Source organism: Streptomyces caelestis, from assembly GCF_014205255.1.
Classification (GTDB): Bacteria; Actinomycetota; Actinomycetes; order Streptomycetales; family Streptomycetaceae; genus Streptomyces; species Streptomyces caelestis.
This window is the reverse complement of the sequence record NZ_JACHNE010000001.1, coordinates 2,627,756-2,646,254: the sequence shown is the minus strand read 5'-3', so window position 1 is coordinate 2,646,254 and position 18,499 is coordinate 2,627,756. Positions and strand designations below refer to the sequence as shown.

18 protein-coding genes are annotated in these 18,499 nt (G+C 71.2%); 6 read left to right on the top strand and 12 right to left on the bottom strand.

Annotated elements, in window-relative coordinates; genetic code table 11:
• Nucleotides 1-20: 20 nt before the first annotated feature.
• Both HDA41_RS11945 and proP read right to left on the bottom strand, forming a co-directional pair.
• Nucleotides 21-692: an O-methyltransferase gene (locus tag HDA41_RS11945; protein ID WP_184983274.1), complete on the bottom strand. Its 672-nt coding sequence runs from the start codon at nucleotides 690-692 to the stop codon at nucleotides 21-23.
• Nucleotides 693-795: 103 nt separating this feature from the next.
• Complete coding sequence (gene proP, locus HDA41_RS11940; protein ID WP_184983273.1) at nucleotides 796-2,169, bottom strand: glycine betaine/L-proline transporter ProP; 1,374 nt, start codon at nucleotides 2,167-2,169, stop codon at nucleotides 796-798.
• A gap of 338 nt (nucleotides 2,170-2,507) precedes the next feature.
• Between proP and HDA41_RS11935 the strand changes: the two genes are divergently transcribed.
• Nucleotides 2,508-4,559, top strand: a complete 2,052-nt coding sequence (locus tag HDA41_RS11935; RefSeq protein WP_184983272.1) for a bifunctional glycosyltransferase 87/phosphatase PAP2 family protein — start codon at nucleotides 2,508-2,510, stop codon at nucleotides 4,557-4,559.
• A 47-nt stretch (nucleotides 4,560-4,606) separates the two neighbouring features.
• On the opposite strand, the gene HDA41_RS11930 is transcribed toward HDA41_RS11935, so the two are convergent.
• The gene (locus tag HDA41_RS11930) at nucleotides 4,607-5,017 is read right to left on the bottom strand and encodes an ATP-binding protein (protein ID WP_184983271.1); all 411 of its coding nucleotides are present in this window, start codon (nucleotides 5,015-5,017) and stop codon (nucleotides 4,607-4,609) included.
• A gap of 93 nt (nucleotides 5,018-5,110) precedes the next feature.
• On the opposite strand from HDA41_RS11930, the gene HDA41_RS11925 reads away from it, so the two are divergent.
• On the top strand, nucleotides 5,111-5,959 hold the full coding sequence (locus tag HDA41_RS11925) for a helix-turn-helix domain-containing protein (RefSeq protein ID WP_184983270.1): 849 nt from the start codon (nucleotides 5,111-5,113) through the stop codon (nucleotides 5,957-5,959).
• Nucleotides 5,919-6,125, top strand: a complete 207-nt coding sequence (locus HDA41_RS11920; protein WP_184983269.1) for a DUF397 domain-containing protein — start codon at nucleotides 5,919-5,921, stop codon at nucleotides 6,123-6,125. Before HDA41_RS11925 ends, HDA41_RS11920 begins: the two co-directional genes overlap by 41 nt.
• On the opposite strand, the gene HDA41_RS11915 is transcribed toward HDA41_RS11920, so the two are convergent.
• A complete protein-coding gene (locus HDA41_RS11915; RefSeq protein WP_184983267.1) occupies nucleotides 6,109-7,278 on the bottom strand; it encodes a steroid 3-ketoacyl-CoA thiolase in 1,170 nt (389 codons plus the stop codon). The genes HDA41_RS11920 and HDA41_RS11915 overlap by 17 nt on opposite strands.
• 217 nt (nucleotides 7,279-7,495) lie before the next feature.
• Between HDA41_RS11915 and HDA41_RS11910 the strand changes: the two genes are divergently transcribed.
• Nucleotides 7,496-8,731, top strand: coding sequence for a cytochrome P450 (locus tag HDA41_RS11910; RefSeq protein WP_184983265.1), 1,236 nt, complete (start codon nucleotides 7,496-7,498; stop codon nucleotides 8,729-8,731).
• Nucleotides 8,732-8,934: 203 nt separating this feature from the next.
• Here HDA41_RS11910 and HDA41_RS11905 read toward each other — a convergent pair whose 3' ends face one another.
• From HDA41_RS11905 to HDA41_RS11885, 5 genes are read right to left on the bottom strand one after another with little or no spacing between them, the layout of a single operon-like run.
• Complete coding sequence (locus HDA41_RS11905; protein ID WP_184983263.1) at nucleotides 8,935-9,753, bottom strand: ECF transporter S component; 819 nt, start codon at nucleotides 9,751-9,753, stop codon at nucleotides 8,935-8,937.
• A complete protein-coding gene (locus HDA41_RS11900; protein WP_184983261.1) occupies nucleotides 9,750-11,498 on the bottom strand; it encodes an ABC transporter ATP-binding protein in 1,749 nt (582 codons plus the stop codon). The genes HDA41_RS11905 and HDA41_RS11900 overlap by 4 nt, the downstream gene beginning before the upstream one ends.
• A complete protein-coding gene (locus HDA41_RS11895) occupies nucleotides 11,495-12,577 on the bottom strand; it encodes a CbiQ family ECF transporter T component (protein ID WP_184983259.1) in 1,083 nt (360 codons plus the stop codon). The genes HDA41_RS11900 and HDA41_RS11895 overlap by 4 nt, the downstream gene beginning before the upstream one ends.
• Nucleotides 12,564-13,196, bottom strand: a complete 633-nt coding sequence (locus HDA41_RS11890; protein WP_184983258.1) for an SCO2322 family protein — start codon at nucleotides 13,194-13,196, stop codon at nucleotides 12,564-12,566. Before HDA41_RS11890 ends, HDA41_RS11895 begins: the two co-directional genes overlap by 14 nt.
• On the bottom strand, nucleotides 13,193-14,410 hold the full coding sequence (locus HDA41_RS11885) for an SCO2321 family membrane protein (RefSeq protein ID WP_184983255.1): 1,218 nt from the start codon (nucleotides 14,408-14,410) through the stop codon (nucleotides 13,193-13,195). The genes HDA41_RS11890 and HDA41_RS11885 overlap by 4 nt, the downstream gene beginning before the upstream one ends.
• Before the next feature lie 292 nt (nucleotides 14,411-14,702).
• On the opposite strand from HDA41_RS11885, the gene HDA41_RS11880 reads away from it, so the two are divergent.
• Both HDA41_RS11880 and HDA41_RS11875 read left to right on the top strand, forming a co-directional pair.
• Entirely contained in the window at nucleotides 14,703-14,999 is a 297-nt protein-coding gene (locus HDA41_RS11880; RefSeq protein WP_184983254.1) for a hypothetical protein, read from the top strand.
• A gap of 71 nt (nucleotides 15,000-15,070) precedes the next feature.
• A complete protein-coding gene (locus HDA41_RS11875) occupies nucleotides 15,071-15,886 on the top strand; it encodes an SAM-dependent methyltransferase (protein WP_184983253.1) in 816 nt (271 codons plus the stop codon).
• Between the two features lie 21 nt (nucleotides 15,887-15,907).
• On the opposite strand, the gene HDA41_RS11870 is transcribed toward HDA41_RS11875, so the two are convergent.
• From HDA41_RS11870 to HDA41_RS11860, 3 genes are all read right to left on the bottom strand, one after another.
• Complete coding sequence (locus HDA41_RS11870; RefSeq protein WP_184983252.1) at nucleotides 15,908-16,813, bottom strand: Sco1979 family transcriptional regulator; 906 nt, start codon at nucleotides 16,811-16,813, stop codon at nucleotides 15,908-15,910.
• Between the two features lie 91 nt (nucleotides 16,814-16,904).
• Entirely contained in the window at nucleotides 16,905-17,360 is a 456-nt protein-coding gene (locus HDA41_RS11865; RefSeq protein WP_184983251.1) for a nuclear transport factor 2 family protein, read from the bottom strand.
• Nucleotides 17,361-17,409: 49 nt separating this feature from the next.
• Complete coding sequence (locus tag HDA41_RS11860) at nucleotides 17,410-18,465, bottom strand: Strvi_7410 family MBL fold metallo-hydrolase (RefSeq protein ID WP_184983250.1); 1,056 nt, start codon at nucleotides 18,463-18,465, stop codon at nucleotides 17,410-17,412.
• Nucleotides 18,466-18,499: the final 34 nt, after the last annotated feature.

Below are 18,499 nucleotides of genomic sequence, written 5' to 3'. Positions count from 1 at the left end.
GATCGAACCCGGCCCGGGGCTCACGCCAGCACCCGTGCCAGCGCGAACCCGTCGTACCCCTTCATGCCGACCGTCTGGATCGCCGTACCGCTCAACCGCGGATGGCTGCCGATCAGTTCGATCGCCGTACGGATGCCCGTCACGTCCGGATCCGTGCCCGCCGCGTCGGTCACGCGGCCGCCGCGGACGACGTTGTCGAGGACGATGAGACTGCCCGTGCTGGTGAGCTTCAGGGCCCACTCCACGTAGTGCGGGTTGTTGGCCTTGTCGGCGTCGATGAAGACCAGGTCGAAGGGGGGCGGGTTCTCGTCGGCCAGCTGGGGCAGCGACTCCAGGGCCGGTCCCACCCGGACCTCGACGAGCTTGTCGAGGCCGGCGCGGGCGATGTTGCGGACGGCGACCTCGGCGTGCTTGGGGTCGTACTCCAGGGAGACCAGCCGCCCGTCGGCGGGCAGGGCGCGGGCCAGCCAGATGGTGCTGTAGCCGCCGAGCGTGCCGATCTCCAGGATGTGGCGGGCGCCCTGGATCTGAGCCAGGAGCTGGAGGAGCTTGCCCTGGTTGCCCGCGACGTTGATGTGCGGAAGCCCGGCGGCGTCGCTGTCGCGCAGGGCGGCCGCCAGGGCTTCGTCGTCCGGGGCGAGGCTGGCGGTGAAGTAGGCGTCGACCTCGTCCCAGACGTGCGACTCGCTCATGCACCTCTACCTTTCGTACGCATAGTTAGCATTCCTAACTAGTGGCGGTGACGAAGATACGTGGTGCACCGTTCGCTGTCAGTGGGATGGCGCCCGGCGTGTCTCAGCCGGCCACCGACGGTGCCGAACCCGGCAGCGGGCGCCCCGCCGACTCGGCCATGCGCCACACCGCGAAACCGCCGACGACGGCCGCGGCCATCATGTAGTACGCGGGCATCAACATGTTCCCGGTCGCGCCGATCAGGGCCGTGACCACCAGCGGCGTCGTACCGCCGAACAGGGACACGGAGACGTTGAAGCCGATGGACAGGGAGCCGTAGCGGACCTTCGTCGGGAACAGCGCCGGCAGCGCCGAGGGCATGGCCGCCGTGAAGCAGACCAGCAGCAGGCCGAGGGCGCCCATGCCGAGCGCGACCGCCAGCAGGCTGCCCTGGCGGATCAGCAGCAGGGCCGGGACGGACAGCAGCAGGAAGCCCGCGCAGCCGGTGGCGATCACCGGGCGGCGGCCGATCCGGTCGGTCAGCGCGCCGGCGAACGGCTGGACGATCATCATCAGGGCCATCACGCCGAGGACGACGAGCAGGCCGTGCGTCTCGTCGTAGTGGAGCTGACCGGTCAGGTAGCTCGGCATGTACGACAGCAGCATGTAGTCGGTGACGTTGAAGACCAGCACCAGGCCGACGCAGAGCAGCAGCGCACGCCACTGGCCGGTGATCATCTCGCGCAGCGGCACCTTGGGGCGGTCGGTCTCGGCCTTCTCGACCTCGGCCGCGAACGCCGGGGTCTCCTCCAGGCGCAGCCGCAGGTAGAGGCCGATGATGCCCATCGGGCCCGCGATCAGGAACGGGACGCGCCAGCCCCAGGAGGTGAGGTCGTCGGCGGAGAGCAGGGCGGTCATCAGCGTGACCAGGCCCGCGCCGCAGATGTAGCCGGCGAGCGTGCCGAACTCCAGCCAGCTGCCGAGGAAGCCGCGGCGCTTGTCGGGGGCGTACTCGGCGATGAAGGTCGAGGCACCGGCGTACTCGCCGCCGGTGGAGAAGCCCTGCACGAGGCGGGCCACGAGGAGCAGGATCGGCGCGCCGACACCGATCGTCGCGTACGACGGGATCAGACCGATCGCGAAGGTTCCCGCGGCCATCATGATCATGGTGAGCGCGAGGACCTTCTGGCGGCCGACGCGGTCGCCGAGCGGGCCGAAGACCATGCCGCCGAGGGGCCGGACCAGGAAGGCCGCGGCGAAGGCGCCGAACGTGGAGAGCAACTGCGCGGTGGCGTTGCCCGAGGGGAAGAAGACCTTGCCCAGCGTGACCGCGATGTAGCTGTAGACACCGAAGTCGAACCATTCCATCGCGTTGCCCAGCGCGGCCGCCTTCACGGCGCGCTTGACGAGCGCGGAGTCGGTGACGGTGGGGTCGGGGGTTTTCGCCGCGCGGCGCTTCAGGCCGGACGCGGGAGCGACGACTGAGACAGTCGACAAGGCTCGCTCGCCTCCCTTTCGACGGGGACAGGGACACGGTCCGCGCGGCGGCGCTGTCGTACGGGCCGAAAAGCGACGATAGGTGAATAAAGGCCGATTACGGGCCGTACGCCTTTCGTTGCCGTGGGCATCTAAATCTCGGATACGCAGGCACATCTGCCCGGTTGGGGGCGGTTACCGCGCGATCTTGATGTGATCCTTCTCGCGTCCATGAGAGGCGACCGCACGTGCTCCGCACTATCGTCATTCGGGCAAAAGGAGGCATACCGCGTCATTTGAACCGGGGGTAGCCCGCGTCTTCCTCCCGGGGGCGACACGGGGCGGGAGGCCGGCGAGGCGTGACGAACGCGGAACGCAGCGGACGACCGACGGAAGCCATCGGAGCGACAGCCGTCGGCGGGAGCCAGGCACGCCTGCGCGTGGCCTGTCTCGGGCTGTGGCTGATCGTCGTGGCCCTCGCCGCACGGCAGGTGGCCGTCGTCCTCGGCAGCCCACGCGGGGAACGGCTGACGGACCTGGAGACCTGGGTCGGGCCGAACGGCGTACTGCACCTGACCGGCTCGCTCTACGACTCCACGCGCTTCACCGGCACCCCCTTCGGCGGGCTCGTCCTCAAGCCCCTCACCCGTGCGGCCGAACAGGCCCTCGGCTGGGGCTGGACCTTCGGCACACTGCTACTGGTCGCCGCCCTCGGCCTGGTCGCCGCCCGCGCCCTGCCTCCGCCGGTCGGCCGCCGCACGGCCCTGCTGGCCGCCCCCGTCGCCATCGGCCTGCTCATGCTGTCCCTGCCGGTTCGCAACGCCCTGTGGCTCGGCCAGACCAGCATCATCCCGGTCCTGCTCGTCGTGCTGGGCTGCTTCGTCGCCCGCGGCCAGCGGACCAGCGGCCTGCTCATCGGCGTCGCGGCCGCGCTGCAGCCCACGCTGCTGCTGTTCACGCCCCTGCTGTGGTTCACCGGCCGCAGACGCGCCGCGCTCGCCACCGGCGTCACCTTCGCCGCCTGTGCCGCGCTCGCCTGGTCCGCGATGCCGCACGACTCCCACATCTACTGGGTCCACCACATGGCCGGCGTCGGCCTCGGCGGCCGGGCCGACGACCTCGGCAACCAGTCCCTGCACGGCACCCTCCTGCGGCTCGGCCTGAACGGCACCCTGGAGGTCGCGCTCTTCCTGACGCTCGGCGCGGTCGTCGCCGTCCTGGCCCTGCGCCGCGCCGTGCGCTACTTCGACGACGGCCAGCTGCTCCTCGCCGTCGCCGTCACCGGCTGCGCCGCGATCGTCGTCTCGCCCGCGGCCTGGCAGCACCAGCTGCTGTGGGTGCTGCTCGCGATCGTCGGCCGGGCCGGCAGACGCGCCTGTGACCGGTACGTCTGGCCGGTCGCCGTCGTCCTGGTCATGACCCTGCCGGCCGGGATGCTGCTGCCGGACATGCCGTCGCTGGACCCGCTGCGCTCCCACCTCGTCCTGCTGGCCGCCCTCGCCGCCGCCACGGCCGTGCCGTTCCTCTCCCGCACCTCCCCGTACTACCAGTCGCCGGTACCCACCGAGTACGCCCCCGCCGCCCCGGCCCGCTTCAGGCACATCCCGCTCGTGCCCTTGCTGCGCCGGGCCCTCACCCGACCGAACCTCCTCCTGGAGCTGCTCCTCCTCCGGGTCACCTACGCCGCCTACTCCCAGGTCCGGCTTGCCGCCACCGGGGGCGGCATCTCGGCCGGCCGGGCCGAGGCAGAGGAGAACGGCCGGCAGATCCTCGGCCTCGAACGTGCCCTGCACATCGACATCGAGCACTGGGCCAACCGCACCGTCGTCAGGATCGACTGGCTGCGGAACTTCTTCGACGTCTACTACGAGGCCTTCCACTTCGCCGCCCCGCTGACCGTCCTCGCCGTCCTGTACTGGCGTCGCCCAGCCGACTACCGCTGGGCCCGTTCCGCCCTGGGTCTCGCCACCCTGTTCGCCCTGGTCGGCTTCTGGCTCTACCCGCTGGCCCCGCCGCGCCTGATGCCGGCGCTCGGCTTCGTCGACACCGTCCACGGCGTCCAGGACTTCTCCCAGCCCGACTACGGCACGTTCACCGCCCTGACCAACCAGTACGCGGCGATGCCGTCCCTGCACTTCGGCTGGTCGCTGTGGTGCGGCGCCGTGATCGCCGTCCTGGCGCGCCAGTGGTGGATCAAGGCGCTGGGGATGCTGCACCCGCTGTTCACCGGGTCCGCGATCGTCGCGACGGCGAACCACTGGGTGCTGGACGCCGTGGGCGGGGCCCTGGTGGTCGGGGCGGGCTTCGGTCTCGTGTACGTCCTGACGGGGCCGCGGACGTCCACCGCCGACCCTCACCAGGCGTCCCGGGCGGCGAAGCCGAGCACCGGCCGGTCGACGAGTTCCGTCTGACGTCCGCAGCCATCCCGACAAGGGCGAATCTCCGACAGGGGCGTCATTCACTCCAGCGCGACTGTCTCGGCCCCGCATTCGAACCACACGGTCTTCCCGCCCCCGCGCCACAGTGACACCCCCCACTTGTCGGCCATCGCGTCGAGCAGGAGCAGCCCGCGGCCACCCTCGGACTCCGGGTCCAGCTGTGCCGGGGAGGCGGGCAGTTGATCGCTGCCGTCCGTGACCTCCACCCGTACCCCGGCCGGCTGTCGCAGCAACAGCAGCGTGCAGTGCCGGTCAGGGACGTGCTGTACGACGTTCGCGAGCAGCTCGGTCACGCCCAGCTCGACGGCGTCCGACAGCTCGGGCATGCGCCACTCTTCGAGGAAGGAGCGGACGATACGGCGGACGTGGCGGGGGGCGTGTTCACCGACGGTGAGGCGCACCGTGTACTGGGCGGGAATGTATTCGTTCACAGGACGAGGCTGACGTGCGCTGACTACGCTGGGCTACGGAACGGATACAACCGGTCCCGTTGTGGGCCGAGTTGCGTGAGAGGGGCTTCTGCCGTGACCCACATCAACGCCCTTGACCCGGGTGCGTCTCCGCTCGACTACTACGGCTTCGAGCTGAGGAGATGCCGGGAAGCCGCCGGGCTGACACAGAAGCAGCTCGGGGAGATCCTCAACTACACGGGCTCGCTCGTGGGCCAGATCGAGACGGCACGGAAGGTGCCGACGCCGGAGTTCAGTGAGCGGGCGGATGCGGCGCTGGGTACGGACGGCATGTTCTCCCGGCTGGTCGAACTCGTGCTGCGCAGCCAATTGCCCGCCTGGTTCAGGCAAGTGGCTGAGCTGGAGGCCCGAGCAGTCGGGATGTGCACCTTCCATACGCATCTGGTTCACGGCCTTCTCCAGACCAAGGCGTACGCAAGCGCGGTGCTGGGCGCGCTGGACAGGACCGACCTCGACGACCGCGTCTCCGCTCGGCTGGCACGTCAGCGCATCTTCGAGAGGGACGAGCCGCTCGTCTTCTGGGCAGTCATCAGCGAAGCCGCGCTGTACCAGGAGATCGGAGGCCGGGAAACCATGCGCGGTCAACTGGCCCATCTGTTGTCCTTCGAGGGAAAGCCCCCGATCAACGTTCAGGTCCTGCCGTTCTCCTCTGGAGCCCACGCGGGACTCCAAGGCTCATTCGACCTCTTCCGCTTCGACAGCGATCCCGACATCGTCTATACCGAGGGGTACGGCAGCGGGCATCCGACCGCAAACCGGGACACCGTCAAGGACTGCTCGCTCCGTTACGATCATCTGCAAGCCGCCGCGCTCTCCCTCAGGGAATCGGCGGAGTTGATCCGGCGTGTGATGGAGGAACGCTATGGCGAGCAGTGTGATCCCGGTGGGGACCCAGTGGCGTAAGTCCAGCTACAGCGGCGATCAAGGCGGCAGTTGCGTAGAGATCGCCGAAACTGCACAGACCGCCATCGCAGTACGCGACTCCAAGAACCCGGCGGGACCGATCCTCACCCTCGACCCCGCCACGTTCACCACCTTCGTCCACTGGACGACTACAACCGCTGAATGATCGTGCCGGTGGCCAAACCACCACCCGCACACATCGTGATCAGCGCGAACTCCTTGTCCGCGCGCTCCAGTTCGTGAAGCGCCGTCGTGATGAGCCGGGCCCCGGTGGCTCCCACCGGGTGCCCGAGCGCGATCGCGCCACCGTTGACGTTCACCTTCTCCAGGTCCTGCTCGAAGACCTGCGCCCAGCTCAGTACGACTGACGCGAACGCCTCGTTGATCTCGACGAGGTCGATGTCCTTGAGGGACATCCCGGCCTTGCCCAGCACGGCCTTGGTCGCGTCGATCGGCCCGTCGAGGTGGAAGTGGGGGTCGGAGCCCACCAGGGCCTGGGCCACGATCCGGGCCCGGGGCCGTAGTTTCAAAGCCCTGGCCATCCTCTTCGACGCCCACATGATCGCCGCCGCCCCGTCGGAGATCTGTGACGAGTTGCCGGCCGTGTGCACCGCCGTCGGCATGATCGGCTTCAAAGTCGCCAGCGCTTCCGCCGTCGTGTCGCGCAGGCCCTCGTCCTTGTCGACCAGGCGCCACATGCCCTGCCCGGCGTGCTGCTCCTCCTCCGTCGTCGGCACCTGGACCGCGAACGTCTCTCGTTTGAAGCGCTCCTCGGCCCAGGCGTGGGCGGCCCGCTCCTGGGAGGCGAGGCCCAGGGCGTCGACGTTCTCCCGGGTCAGGCCGCGGTGGCGGGCGATGCGCTCGGCGGCCTCGAACTGGTTCGGCAGGTCGACGTTCCACTCGTCGGGGAACGGCTTGCCCGGCCCGTGCTTCGAGCCGGACCCGAGCGGCACCCGGGACATCGACTCGACCCCGCACGAGATGCCGACGTCGATCACGCCCGTGGCGACCATGTTGGCCAGCATGTGGGAGGCCTGCTGGGAGGACCCGCACTGTGCGTCGACGGTCGTCGCGGCCGTCTCGTAGGGGAGCCCCATCGTGAGCCAGGCCGTGCGCGCGGGGTTCATGGACTGCTCGCCGGCGTGGGTGACCGTACCGCCGACGATCTGCTCGACGCAGTCGGCCGGGATGCCGGTGCGGCCGAGGAGCTCGCGGTAGGTCTCGCCCAGGAGGTAGGCGGGGTGCAGGTGGGCGAGCGCACCGCCGCGCTTGCCTATGGGGGTGCGTACGGCTTCGACGATCACGGGTTCGGCAGCCATGGGTGCGGGTCCTCTCCGGGAGGCTACGCGGAACTAGTACGCGTTCTAGTTCTGTCAGCAGTGTGCTGAGGGCTGCTCGCCGACCGCAAGGGTCGTGCGGGCAATTGGGGGGTCCGTGCCTCTTGCTACTTGTAGAACCCGTTACTACCGTCACCGCAACTCCGCATAGCTGATGGGCCGTCAGAATCAGAGCCGGTACGAGTGGTGGGAGCCGCCCATGTCCTGTCCCGCGCTGCCCGAGGGGTTCGACTTCACCGACCCGGACCTGCTGCACAGCCGCGTGCCCCTGCCGGAGTTCGCCGAGCTGCGCCGGGTGGAGCCGATCTGCTGGGTGCCGCAGCCGGCGGGGCTCGCCGGTTTCCAGGACGAGGGGTACTGGGCGGTCACCCGGCACGCCGACGTCAAGTACGTCTCCACGCACCCGGAGTTGTTCTCGTCGTACCTCAACACGGCGATCATCCGCTTCAACGAGCACATCGAGCGCGACGCCATCGACGCGCAGCGGCTCATCCTGCTGAACATGGACCCGCCGGAGCACACGCGGGTGCGGCAGATCGTGCAGCGCGGGTTCACGCCCCGGGCGATCCGCGCGCTGGAGGAGCGGCTGCGCAACCGGGCCCACTCCATCGTCGCGGCGGCCCGCGCGCACACCGGCCCGTTCGACTTCGTCACCCAGGTCGCCTGCGAACTGCCCCTCCAGGCGATAGCCGAGCTGATGGGCGTACCGCAGGAGGACCGCGACAAGATCTTCGACTGGTCCAACAAGATGATCGCGTACGACGATCCCGAGTACGCCATCACCGAGGAGGTCGGCGCCGAGTCGGCCACGGAGATCATCGCCTACGCGATGAACATGGCCGCCGACCGCAAGCAGTGCCCCGCCCACGACATCGTCACGCAACTGGTCGCTGCGGAGGACCAGGGCAACCTCAACTCCGACGAGTTCGGCTTCTTCGTGCTGATGCTGGCCGTCGCGGGCAACGAGACCACCCGCAACGCCATCACCCACGGCATGCACGCCTTCCTCACCCACCCCGAGCAGTGGGAGCTGTACAAGAGGGAGCGGCCGTCGACGACGGCGGAGGAGATCGTGCGCTGGGCGACGCCGGTCGCCGCCTTCCAGCGCACCGCCACGCAGGACACCGAGCTGGGCGGCAAGCTGATCCGCAAGGGTGACCGGGTCGGCCTCTTCTACGCCTCCGCCAACCACGACCCGGAGGTCTTCGACGAGCCGGACGACTTCGACATCCTCCGTGACCCCAACCCGCACCTCGGATTCGGCGGCGGCGGCCCCCACTACTGCCTGGGCAAGTCCCTCGCCGTGCTGGAGATCGACCTCATCTTCAACGCGATCGCCGACGCCATGCCGGGCCTCCGGCTGATCGAGGATCCACGCCGGTTGCGGTCGGCGTGGATCAACGGAGTGAAGGAGCTCCGGGTGAGTACCGGCTGACGTACCGGGCCGGGCAGGGAGAAGGCGACGGCCCCGGGGATCAGGGGGCCGCCGCCTGGTCGTCAAGAGAAGCAGGGCTCGACCCCTGCCCGCCAAGACCCCTTTTACTAGGACTGGCCGCACATGCGGGAAGGGCCCGCCCTGTGACCGGGGCCTGGCCCTACGGCCCCGCTTCGTAGGTGACTGGGGTCATGTGGGGGGCTTCACGTCCGGGGTGCGTCGAACGTGACCGGCGTCTCGAAGGCCGCCCGGCGGGTGGCGCGGCGCAGCGCCCGGAGGACCGCGGGGCCGAGCGTGAGCGTGAGGGCCACCGTGACGACGGCCCGGCCCAGGTCCCAGCCCAGTGACGTGGCCAGGCAGTACGCGAGGAAACGGGCCAGGTTGGTGGCGACCGCCGCGTGCGGGTCGAAGGCGACGTTCGAGGCGAGCGCGCTCATGAAGGGCCAGCCCGCCAGGTTCATGACCGTGCCGTAGGCGAAGGCGGCGAGGAAGCCGTAGGCCGCGAGCAGCGCGAGCTCCGCCCGGCCGCGCAGCCGGTCCGGGCCCGGCAGCAGGCCCGCACCCATCGCGAACCAGCCCATCGCCAGCATCTGGAACGGCAGCCAGGGGCCGACCCCGCCGGTGAGCAGCGCGGACGCGAACATCGTCACCGAGCCGAGGACGAACCCGAACCCCGGGCCGAGGACCCGCCCGCTCAGCACCATCAGGAAGAACATCGGCTCGATACCGGCGGTACCGGCGCCGATCGGCCGCAGAGCCGCCCCCGTGGCGGCCAGCACGCCGAGCATCGCGACCGCCTTGGGGCCGAGCCCGGACTCCGAGATCGCCGCGGCCACCACCGCCACGAGCAGCACCAGCAGGCCCGCGAAGAGCCAGGGCGCGTCCTGCGCGTGGGCGCTGAGCCGCGAGGTGGGCGGCGTCAGGAACGGCCAGCCGAAGGCGACGACGCCCACGGCGCTGACGAGGGCCAGCGCGGCGACCGAGCGGGGGCCGAGGCGGACGGCCCGGGCCTGGGCGTTCACGAGCCGGTCCCGGGCTGGAGGGCCGCGCGGACCTGGGAGACCGTGAGCCAGTGCTGCGGGGCCAGGATCTTGGTGACCTGCGGGGCGAAGGAGGGGGACGAGACCACGATGTCCGCCGTCGGACCGTCGGCGATCACCTCGCCGTCGGCGAGCAGCACCACCCGGTGGGCGATCTCGGCGGCCAGCTCCACGTCGTGCGTGGCCAGTACGATGGCGTGCCCCTCGGCGGCGAGGGTTCGGAGCACCGCGGCCAGGCGGGCCTTCGCCGCGTAGTCCAGGCCGCGGGTCGGCTCGTCCAGCAGGAGCAGCGGGGGCCGGGCGGTCAGTACGACGGCCAGGGCGAGGGCGAGCCGCTGGCCCTCCGAGAGGTCCCGGGGGTGGGTGTCGTCGCTGACACCGGGGAGCAGTTCGGTGACCACGGCACGGCAGGTGCCGGGTTCCGCGCCCGCGTCCTGGTCGGCCGCCGCGCACTCGGCGGCGACGGTGTCGGCGTAGAGCAGGTCGCGGGGTTCCTGCGGCACGAGACCGACTTTGCGTATGAGGTCCTTTGGTGCGGTGCGGTGGGGGACTGCGTTCCCGACCCGGACGGATCCCGAGGTGGGCGTGACGAGGCCGACCAGGGAGTTGAGGAGGGTGGATTTCCCGGCGCCGTTGCGGCCCATGAGGGCGATCGTTTCGCCGGGGGTGACGGTGAGGTCGATGTGGCGGAGGGCTTGGATGCGGGCGCGGGTTACGGAGAGGGCCTGTACTTCGGCTGTGGGGAGGGGAGTTGGGGTGGGGCGGGTTCGTCGGAACCAGGGGCGGCGGTGGGGGGTGGCGCCCATTGACTCGGGGCGTGTGGAGGGTTGGCGGGTGCGGGTTGTGTGTGGTTGCTCGCGCCCACGCGGCGGTAGCCGCATATCGATTACAGCCCCGCGTCCCTGGGGGGCGTTGTCGAGCCGTTCGCGTAGACGCACGGCCCGCCTGCGCGCGTCACGGACCGTCAGCGGAAGGGGGTTCCAGCCCGCCAGGCGGCCCAGGGCCACCACCGGTGGGTACACCGGGGACACGGCCATCACCTCGGCCGGGGCGCCCAGGACCGGGGGTGTGCCCGGGCCGGGGAGGAGTACGACCTGGTCGGCGTACTGGATGACGCGTTCCAGGCGGTGTTCGGCCAGGAGGACCGTCGTGCCGAGGTCGTGCACGAGGCGCTGGAGGACAGCCAGGACCTCCTCGGCGGCGGCCGGGTCGAGCGCGGAGGTCGGCTCGTCCAGGACGAGGACGCTCGGGTGCGGGGTGAGGACCGAGCCGATCGCGACGCGCTGCTGCTGGCCGCCGGAGAGCGTGGCGATCGGACGGTGGCGCAGGCCGGCCAGGCCGAGCAGGTCGAGCGTCTCCTCGACGCGGCGCCGCATCACGTCCGGGGCGAGGCCCAGCGACTCCATGCCGTAGGCGAGTTCGTCCTCGACGGTGTCGGTGACGAAGTGGGAGAGCGGGTCCTGGCCCACCGTGCCGACCACGTCGGCGAGTTCGCGCGGCTTGTGGGTGCGGGTGTCGCGGCCGGCGACCGTGACCCTGCCGCGCAGGGTGCCGCCGGTGAAGTGCGGGACGAGCCCGCTGACCGCGCCCAGGACGGTGGACTTGCCGACACCGGACGGGCCGGCCAGGAGGACCAGTTCACCTTCCGGGACCTCGAAGTCGACGCCCCGCACGGTGGGTTCGGCGGCACCGTCGTACGTCACGGACACGTCCTCGAAGCGGATCACGACGGCTCCTTGGGATCGGGGGCGACGAACGCGGGCAGCAGGCCGAGGAGGACCGCCGCCGCGGGCCGGAGGGGGAGTGTGGGGGCCACGAGCGGCACCACGCCGGGGTGCAGGGCCGCGGGGTTCCGGGCGGCGGCGAGCGTGAGGAGCGCCGCGACCGCCACACCGGAGGCGACGACCAGCCAGGCGCGCACGTCCCAGCGGTCGGGGCGGTACCGGGTGCGCGGCGACCGCCGTCCGCCGAGCCGGAGACCCGCGAGGGCGGCGGCGAGGCCGGTGAGGAGCACCGGGATGCCGTAGGCGGCGCCTTCGGCGGTGAGCAGACCGTACGTTCCGGCGCACACACCGAGCAGACCGCCGAGGGTGAGGGCGGCGGTGGTGCGGCGGACGGCGGCGGGGACCTGGGCGGTACGGCCGTAGCCGCGGGCGTCCATCGCGGCGGCGAGTGACACCGAGCGCTCCAGCGCGCCCTCCAGGACCGGCAGGCCCACCTGCAGCAGGCCCCGGACACCCTTGTCCGGGCGGCCGCGCAGGCGGCGGGCGGCGCGGAGGCGCTGGACGTCGGCGATGAGGTGGGGCGCGAAGGTGAGGGCCACGACGACCGCGACGCCCATCTCGTACAGGGCTCCCGGGAGGGACTTGAGCAGGCGGGAAGGGTTCGCGAGGGCGTTCGCGGCGCCGACGCAGATGAGCAGGGTGGCCAGTTTCAGGCCGTCGTACAGGGCGAAGGTGAGGGCCTCGGCGGTGACCTCGCCGCCGAGGCGGATGCCCTGGGCCCAGGCGGGGAGGCCGACTTCGGGGAGGGTGAGGAGGGTGTGCGTGCCGGGGATGGGGGAGCCGAGGATCGTGGCGAAGAGGAGGCGGATGAGCAGGACGGCGAGGGCGAGTTTGACGAAGGCGCCGTAGGAGCGGGACCAGGGGGTGTCGGGGCGGCGGGTGGCCACGACGTAGGCGGAGACCGTGATGAGGAGGGTGAGGAGCAGGGGGTTGGTGGTGCGGGTGGCTGCGGTGCCGAGGGAGAGGGACCAGAGCCACCAGGCGCCGGGGTGCAGGGATGCCCCGTAGCTATGACTGGCCACGCCGCCGTACCTGCCGGATTGCTGCTGCGCCCAGTACCGCCACCACGGTGATTCCCGCCACCAGGCCGAGGGACGGGCCGTCGTCCGAGGTGTCCTTCTGCTGTGCGGACGGCCTCTGCTTCCCGGCCACTTGCTCCCCGCACCCTTTCTCCGGGTAGCCCGAGATGGCGCACAGGAGGGCGTTCGTGTCGTAGCGCAGCGGCTTGGCCACCGTCGCCAGGGCATCCGCCGTCGTCGCGTCGGGGGACACCTGTGCGCAGGCCGTTCGAGGCGCGGGTGGCGTTTCGACGGAGGGCGCGTCCGTCGTCGTGCCGAAGTCGATCAGCAGAGCCACCCGCTTCTTGCCGTCCTGTGCGGGCGTCTTCGCACAGATGGTCTTGAAGTCGGCCGTGCCGCGCGGGCGGGCCGCGTCCGCGGAGTCCTCGCTCACGGCGAAGCGGAAGCCCTGGACGTCGCCGTCCGAGGGGCGGACCGTGGACGGGCCCTGGGTGGCGTAGACCCAGTCGTCGCCGTCGCGGTCCCAGAACGACCAGTACCGGTAGCCGGCGGCCTGGGCCTGGCCCGCTCCCGCACACAGCAGGAGCGAGGCCAGGAGAAGGAGAACGGCCCGGCGGATCACAGCTGCTGCCTGTTCCTGCGGCCGCTGAAGAGGAAGCCGATGCCGACACCGGCGACGAGGCAGACACCGACGTACCACCAGACGCCGAAGAGGTCCGAGTCCGAGTCGCTCTTCTCGTCCGCCGCCCGGGTCTTCTCGGCGGTCTGCGGGGCCGGGCCCGTCGCGTTCAGTTGCTTCACCAGGTCGGCGCCGCCGAAGTCGCGCGGGTTCGTGCCCGTCGCGTGGGCGGCGAAGATCAGCTGGGCGTAGGCGGCGGGACCGTTCTGGGCGGCCCAGGTCGAGGAGTTCTTCTCCAGCCAGCTCAGGGACTTCTCCGCCTGCCCGGTGTCGCCCCGCGCGGCGAGCGCGACGACCGCGTCGGCGGTGTTGCCGTAGTCGGGCTGGGGATCCGCGCCGGCGAGGGCCGAGCTGAGGTGGCCGTCCTTGGCGAGAGCCTTGGTGAGGTAGGCCGCTCCGTTGGCCGCCGCCCGCTCCGGCGTGTTCGGGTCCTCGCAGGATTCACCCTTCGTGGCCTTGGTCTTCTCGCCGGGCTTGACCAGCATGCCCTTGCCCAGTGCGCCCAGCACACCCGCCGCCGTGGCGTCCGCGTTGGCGGCGAGCTTGCCCTTCTCGTCCGGCTGGAACGCGAAGGCGCCCGCGCTGTCACCGTCACAGCCGAGGGCCAGCTTCAGCAACGCGTCGTAGGGCGACTTGCCGCCCTTCTCGACCTGTTCCGGCTTCTCGCCGACGGCGGTCAGCGCGCCGATGACGACGGATGTCGAGTTGGTGTCGCTGGCGCCGCCGGGCGAGTAGCCCCAGCCGCCGTCCTTGTTCTGGACGGACTTCAGCCAGGTGACGGCCTTGCCGGTGACGGCGTCGTGCCCGCCGAGCGCGGAGAGGGCCTGGACGGTGGCGGCCGTGGCGTTGGTGTCGAGCATGGTCCTGGCGTCGCACGCGGTGGTGGGATCGGCGCGGTAGGAGGCGAAGCCGCCGTCCGCGCACTGCTGGCGCACCAGCCACTCCACGGACTTCGCCGCGGGCTTCACACCCACCGTGTCCTGCGCGAGCAGGGCGAGCGACTGGCGCCAGACGCCGTCGAACTTCGGGTCCTTGCCGCCGTACAGGGCGGAGGGGAACGCCTGGGACGGGGAAGGGGACGGGTCGGCGGCGGCCGGTGGGGCGGCGCCGATCACGGCGACGGCGGCCAGGACCGCGGCGCTGCGGCGGACGTTCATGATCGGCGGGTGCCTCTCCCTGTGGGGGAGCCGGGCAGCACGGGACACCCCCGGCGGCTCGGCTCCGTGTACCTCGACGGTGCCGTGCACCGGCGGGCTGCCGGGCACGTGAGCCGGTCACGAACCGTTCGGGGCGATCCGGCTCACCGCCTCGGGCGACGGTTCACGGTTGCGGGTCAGCGCCGGAATTGCACCGGCTTTCCCCCGTACGGGTGTGATGACGACCTGCTTACTGTACCGGCACGTCCAAAACGGGCTGAGGGTGCCGGGTGGGCCGGGATAGCTCCGGCCCATGCCGACCACGCCACCGGGACGACTGTTCGGCTCCGGCCGCCGCGCCGACGGGTACGAGGCCGACGAGGCGTGGGTACTGCGGCGTGAGCGGGAGGGCGGAGGAGGCGCGGCGGGCGAGGGTGCGATCCCTGCCGGGGGTGTCCGGTTCGCGTGCTGGCGTGGTGATGACCAGAGCATGGTGATAGACCCGACCATGCTCCAGGCATGCCTGACGGGCACGCTGGACGTGATGGAGGCGGGCTCGATCCTCGCCCAGCGCTTGACCGATAACTTCTGGGCACCGCCGAGGAGTTGATCCTGTCTCAGAGGAAAACACGCTGACAATCAAGCTAACGTGGACCGCCACGACCACACGCAGGAGCGTCCATGACTGATCAGGTGGGGAACTCGGGGCCGGAGCCGCTCCCCAAGATCGACACCTCCGTGCCGCACTCGGCCCGGATCTGGAACTACTGGCTGGGCGGGAAGGACAACTACGAAGTCGACCGCGTGGCCGGTGACGCGTTCCGCGAGATCTTCCCGGGGATCGAGACCGGAGCCCGCGCCGCCCGCTACTTCCTCGCCCGCGCCGTCCGCCACCTCGCCGCCGAGGAGGGCATCCGCCAGTTCCTGGACATCGGCACCGGGCTGCCCAATGTGGACAACACCCACCAGATCGCCCAGCGGGTGGCCCCGGACAGCCGGATCGTCTACGTCGACAACGACCCGCTGGTGCTGGCCCACGCCCGCGCGCTGCTCACCAGTACCGAGGAAGGCGTCACCAACTACGTCGACGCCGACCTGCGCGAACCGAGCACGATCATCCGGGAAGCCGGCAAGACGCTGGACTTCGACCAGCCCGTCGCCCTCATGCTGATGGGCATCCTGGGCCACATCGAGGACCACGACGAGGCACGCTCGATCGTGCGGCAACTGGTGGACGCCCTGCCCTCCGGCAGCTACCTCGTCCAGTACGACAGCACCGACACCAGCGAGGAGTACGTCCGGGCCATCCAGCAGTACAACGACGGCGGCTCGATCCCGTACATCCTGCGCAGCCCTGAGCAGATCGCCCGCTATTTCGACGGTCTGGAACTGCTCGAACCGGGCGTGACGTCCTGTTCGCGCTGGCGCCCCGACGCCGCGGCCCTGGATCTGCCCGCCGAGGTGCACCAGTACGGCGGTGTCGCCCTCAAGCGCTGAACCCGGCCAGATCCTCCGGGATCAGGTCTCCTGGAGGATGCGGTGGAGGATGGTCGGAGTCTCGTCCGGTGACTCGGCTTCGACCACCAGCCGGTTCATCGCGTCCCAGTAGCACTCGATCTCGGCCGGCCGGTCGGGATAGAGCCCGGTGGTGAGCTGTTCGACGTAGACCACGTCGGGCAACTCGCCGCCGGGCAGGCGCAGAATCGTCACCGGGCCGCCCTCCGCGGCGTGGCCGCCGCTGCGGAACGTCAGGATCTGGACCGTGACCTGCGGGAGCCCGCAGATCTCGATGAGATGCCTGAGCTGGGCACGCATGACGGCGAGGCCGCCCACCGGGCGACGCAGCGCCGCCTCGTCGATCACCGCCCACAGCCGGGTCGCCGGCTGCCGGTGCAGAACCCGCTGGCGGGTCATCCGCAGCGCGACCCGGCGGTCCATCTCCTCCGCGCCGGCGTCCGGGTGGGCGAGCCGGATGGAGGCCCGAGCGTAGTCGGCGGTCTGGAGCAGCCCGGGAACGCGCTGGACCTGGAAGCAGCGGATGACGCTCGCCGCCTGCTCGGCACCCAGGTAGGTCTGCATCCAGGAGGGCACCACGTCGCTGTAGTACTGCCACCAGGCGGGGGTGTTGGCCTGCTCGGCCAGCGCCAGCAGGGTCGCGCGCTCGGCCTCGTCCGCGACGCCGTAGAGCGTCAGCAGATCGGCGACGTCCCGCAGCTTGAACCCGTGCCGGCCGGCCTCCATCCGGCTGATCTTGGACGAGGAGGCCCGGATGACATGCCCCGCGTCCACCCGGCCGATGCCCCGCTCCTCGCGCAGCCGCCTGAGCCGGGCGCCCAGGGCCAGCCGCGGCACCATCGGCCCGGCCGATCTGCCGTCCAGGGCTCCGCAGCCGGGCGTCGTACGAGCGGCCTCTTCGGTGCCCATGGGCATGTCTCCTTGCGGTGGAACGCAACTCCGCACGCCTGCGAGCGCCGCGGCATATTCATCCTAGGGCCCCGCCCTGACACCATCCGGCTTATGCCAAAGGCGAGTTCACCCGAGGGGTGGCTCCGCCGAAGGGTAGGCGCAGCGTCCGGGAGGCGAGCAGCCAGGCGCCGTCGGCCCTGTGGAAGGTGTCCTCGTAGTGCCCGACCTGGACCGGCGGCCCGGCCGGGATGACGCCGCCCTCGTAGCCGTCGACGCGGTACGTCGTGAAGTACGAGATCGCCTCGGCCGTGTCCGGGGACGCCACCGTGACCAGGACGTTGGACATCATGCGGCGGGACAGCCGGTCGGCGGGGCGGGAGCCGAAGTACGTGCGCAGGGCGTCTCGGCCCTTGACCAGCCGTCCGTCCTCCGGCCACTGCCAGACGCCGTCCTCGGTGAACAGCTCGGCGACGGAGGAGGGTTCGCCGAGGTCGAGCCGGTGGACGAAGTCGATGATCAGACGCTCGCAGGCGCGTTCGGCGAGGAGGCGTTCCATGGGGTCCATGGCGCATGCGTAGCACCCCGGCGGCCTGTCCTCCGCCGGATTTGCCACCTCATTGCACCGCCACGTACGTCACCGGCTCGCTCCCCGGCACCGCCTCCGCCCGGCCGAGCTTGACCAGGCGGCGCAGATGGGACTCGGCCTCCGAGACGGCGATGGTGCGGGAGCCGTGGGGGATGTCGGCCCAGGGGCGGTTCCACTCCATGCGTTCCGCGAGCTGCCAGGGGGTGAGCGGCTCGGCGAGGAGGGTCAGCAGGTCCGTGAGGCGGGTCTCGTGGTGGGCGAGCAGGTCGCGCACGCGGGCGGCGGCGCCGGGGAACGGGTGCTGGTGGGCCGGGAGCACCTCGGCGGGGCCGAGGCGGCCCACGCGTTCGAGGGAGTCGAGGTAGTCGCCCAGGGGGTCGGTGACCGTGGTGTCGTCGGGGTCCTCGTAGAGGCCGATGTGCGGGGTGATCTCGGGAAGCAGGTGGTCGCCGGAGAACAGGCGGCCGTGACCGGGGAGTTGGGCGGGATGGGTCTCCTCCAGGTGGAGGCAGACGTGGCCCGGCGTGTGCCCCGGGGTCCAGATCGCGCGCAGGCGGCGGCCGGGCAGGTCGAGGAGTTCGCCGGGGGCGATGTCACGGTCGGGTAGGGCGGGGGAGAGGCCGGGCAGGGCGCGGGGCCGGGCCGCGCGCAACGGGGCGAGGTGCTCCTGAGGCGCGCCGGCGGCCGCGAGCTTGGCCGTCATGTACGAGAACCAGTGCTCGGGACGGGCCTCGCGGGTCCGCCGTACGACCGCGGTGTCCGCCGCGTGCATCGCGATCCACGCGCCCGAGGCCTCCCGGACCCGGCCGGACAGGCCGTGGTGGTCCGGGTGGTGGTGGGTGACGACCACGCCGTGGATCTCGGCGACCGAGGTGCCGCAGGCCGTGAGGCCGGACGCGAGGGTGTCCCAGGACGCCGGGTCGTCCCAGCCGGTGTCGATCAGCACCGGGCCCCGGTCGGTGTCGACGACGTACACCAGCGTATGGCCGAGGGGGTTGTCCGGGATGGGCACCCGGACGGACCTGACGCCTCCGCCGTGGTCGTACACCGCCGGTGCGGGCTCGCGGTCCTGGCTGCTCTTCATCCGCCCTCCGTTCCACGGCCATTGCCCACTATAA

What these genes read in the sequence shown, in the direction of transcription:
- HDA41_RS11945 (WP_184983274.1), bottom strand. Translation starts at nt 692, where the DNA reads ATGAGCGAGTCGCACGTCTGGGACGAGGTCGACGCCTACTTCACCGCC.
- HDA41_RS11920 (WP_184983269.1), top strand. Translation starts at nt 5,919, where the DNA reads ATGGCGAGCAGTGTGATCCCGGTGGGGACCCAGTGGCGTAAGTCCAGC.
- HDA41_RS11915 (WP_184983267.1), bottom strand. Translation starts at nt 7,278, where the DNA reads ATGGCTGCCGAACCCGTGATCGTCGAAGCCGTACGCACCCCCATAGGC.
- HDA41_RS11910 (WP_184983265.1), top strand. Translation starts at nt 7,496, where the DNA reads ATGTCCTGTCCCGCGCTGCCCGAGGGGTTCGACTTCACCGACCCGGAC.
- HDA41_RS11885 (WP_184983255.1), bottom strand. Translation starts at nt 14,410, where the DNA reads ATGAACGTCCGCCGCAGCGCCGCGGTCCTGGCCGCCGTCGCCGTGATC.
- HDA41_RS11880 (WP_184983254.1), top strand. Translation starts at nt 14,703, where the DNA reads ATGCCGACCACGCCACCGGGACGACTGTTCGGCTCCGGCCGCCGCGCC.
- HDA41_RS11875 (WP_184983253.1), top strand. Translation starts at nt 15,071, where the DNA reads ATGACTGATCAGGTGGGGAACTCGGGGCCGGAGCCGCTCCCCAAGATC.
- HDA41_RS11870 (WP_184983252.1), bottom strand. Translation starts at nt 16,813, where the DNA reads ATGGGCACCGAAGAGGCCGCTCGTACGACGCCCGGCTGCGGAGCCCTG.
- HDA41_RS11865 (WP_184983251.1), bottom strand. Translation starts at nt 17,360, where the DNA reads ATGGACCCCATGGAACGCCTCCTCGCCGAACGCGCCTGCGAGCGTCTG.
- HDA41_RS11860 (WP_184983250.1), bottom strand. Translation starts at nt 18,465, where the DNA reads ATGAAGAGCAGCCAGGACCGCGAGCCCGCACCGGCGGTGTACGACCAC.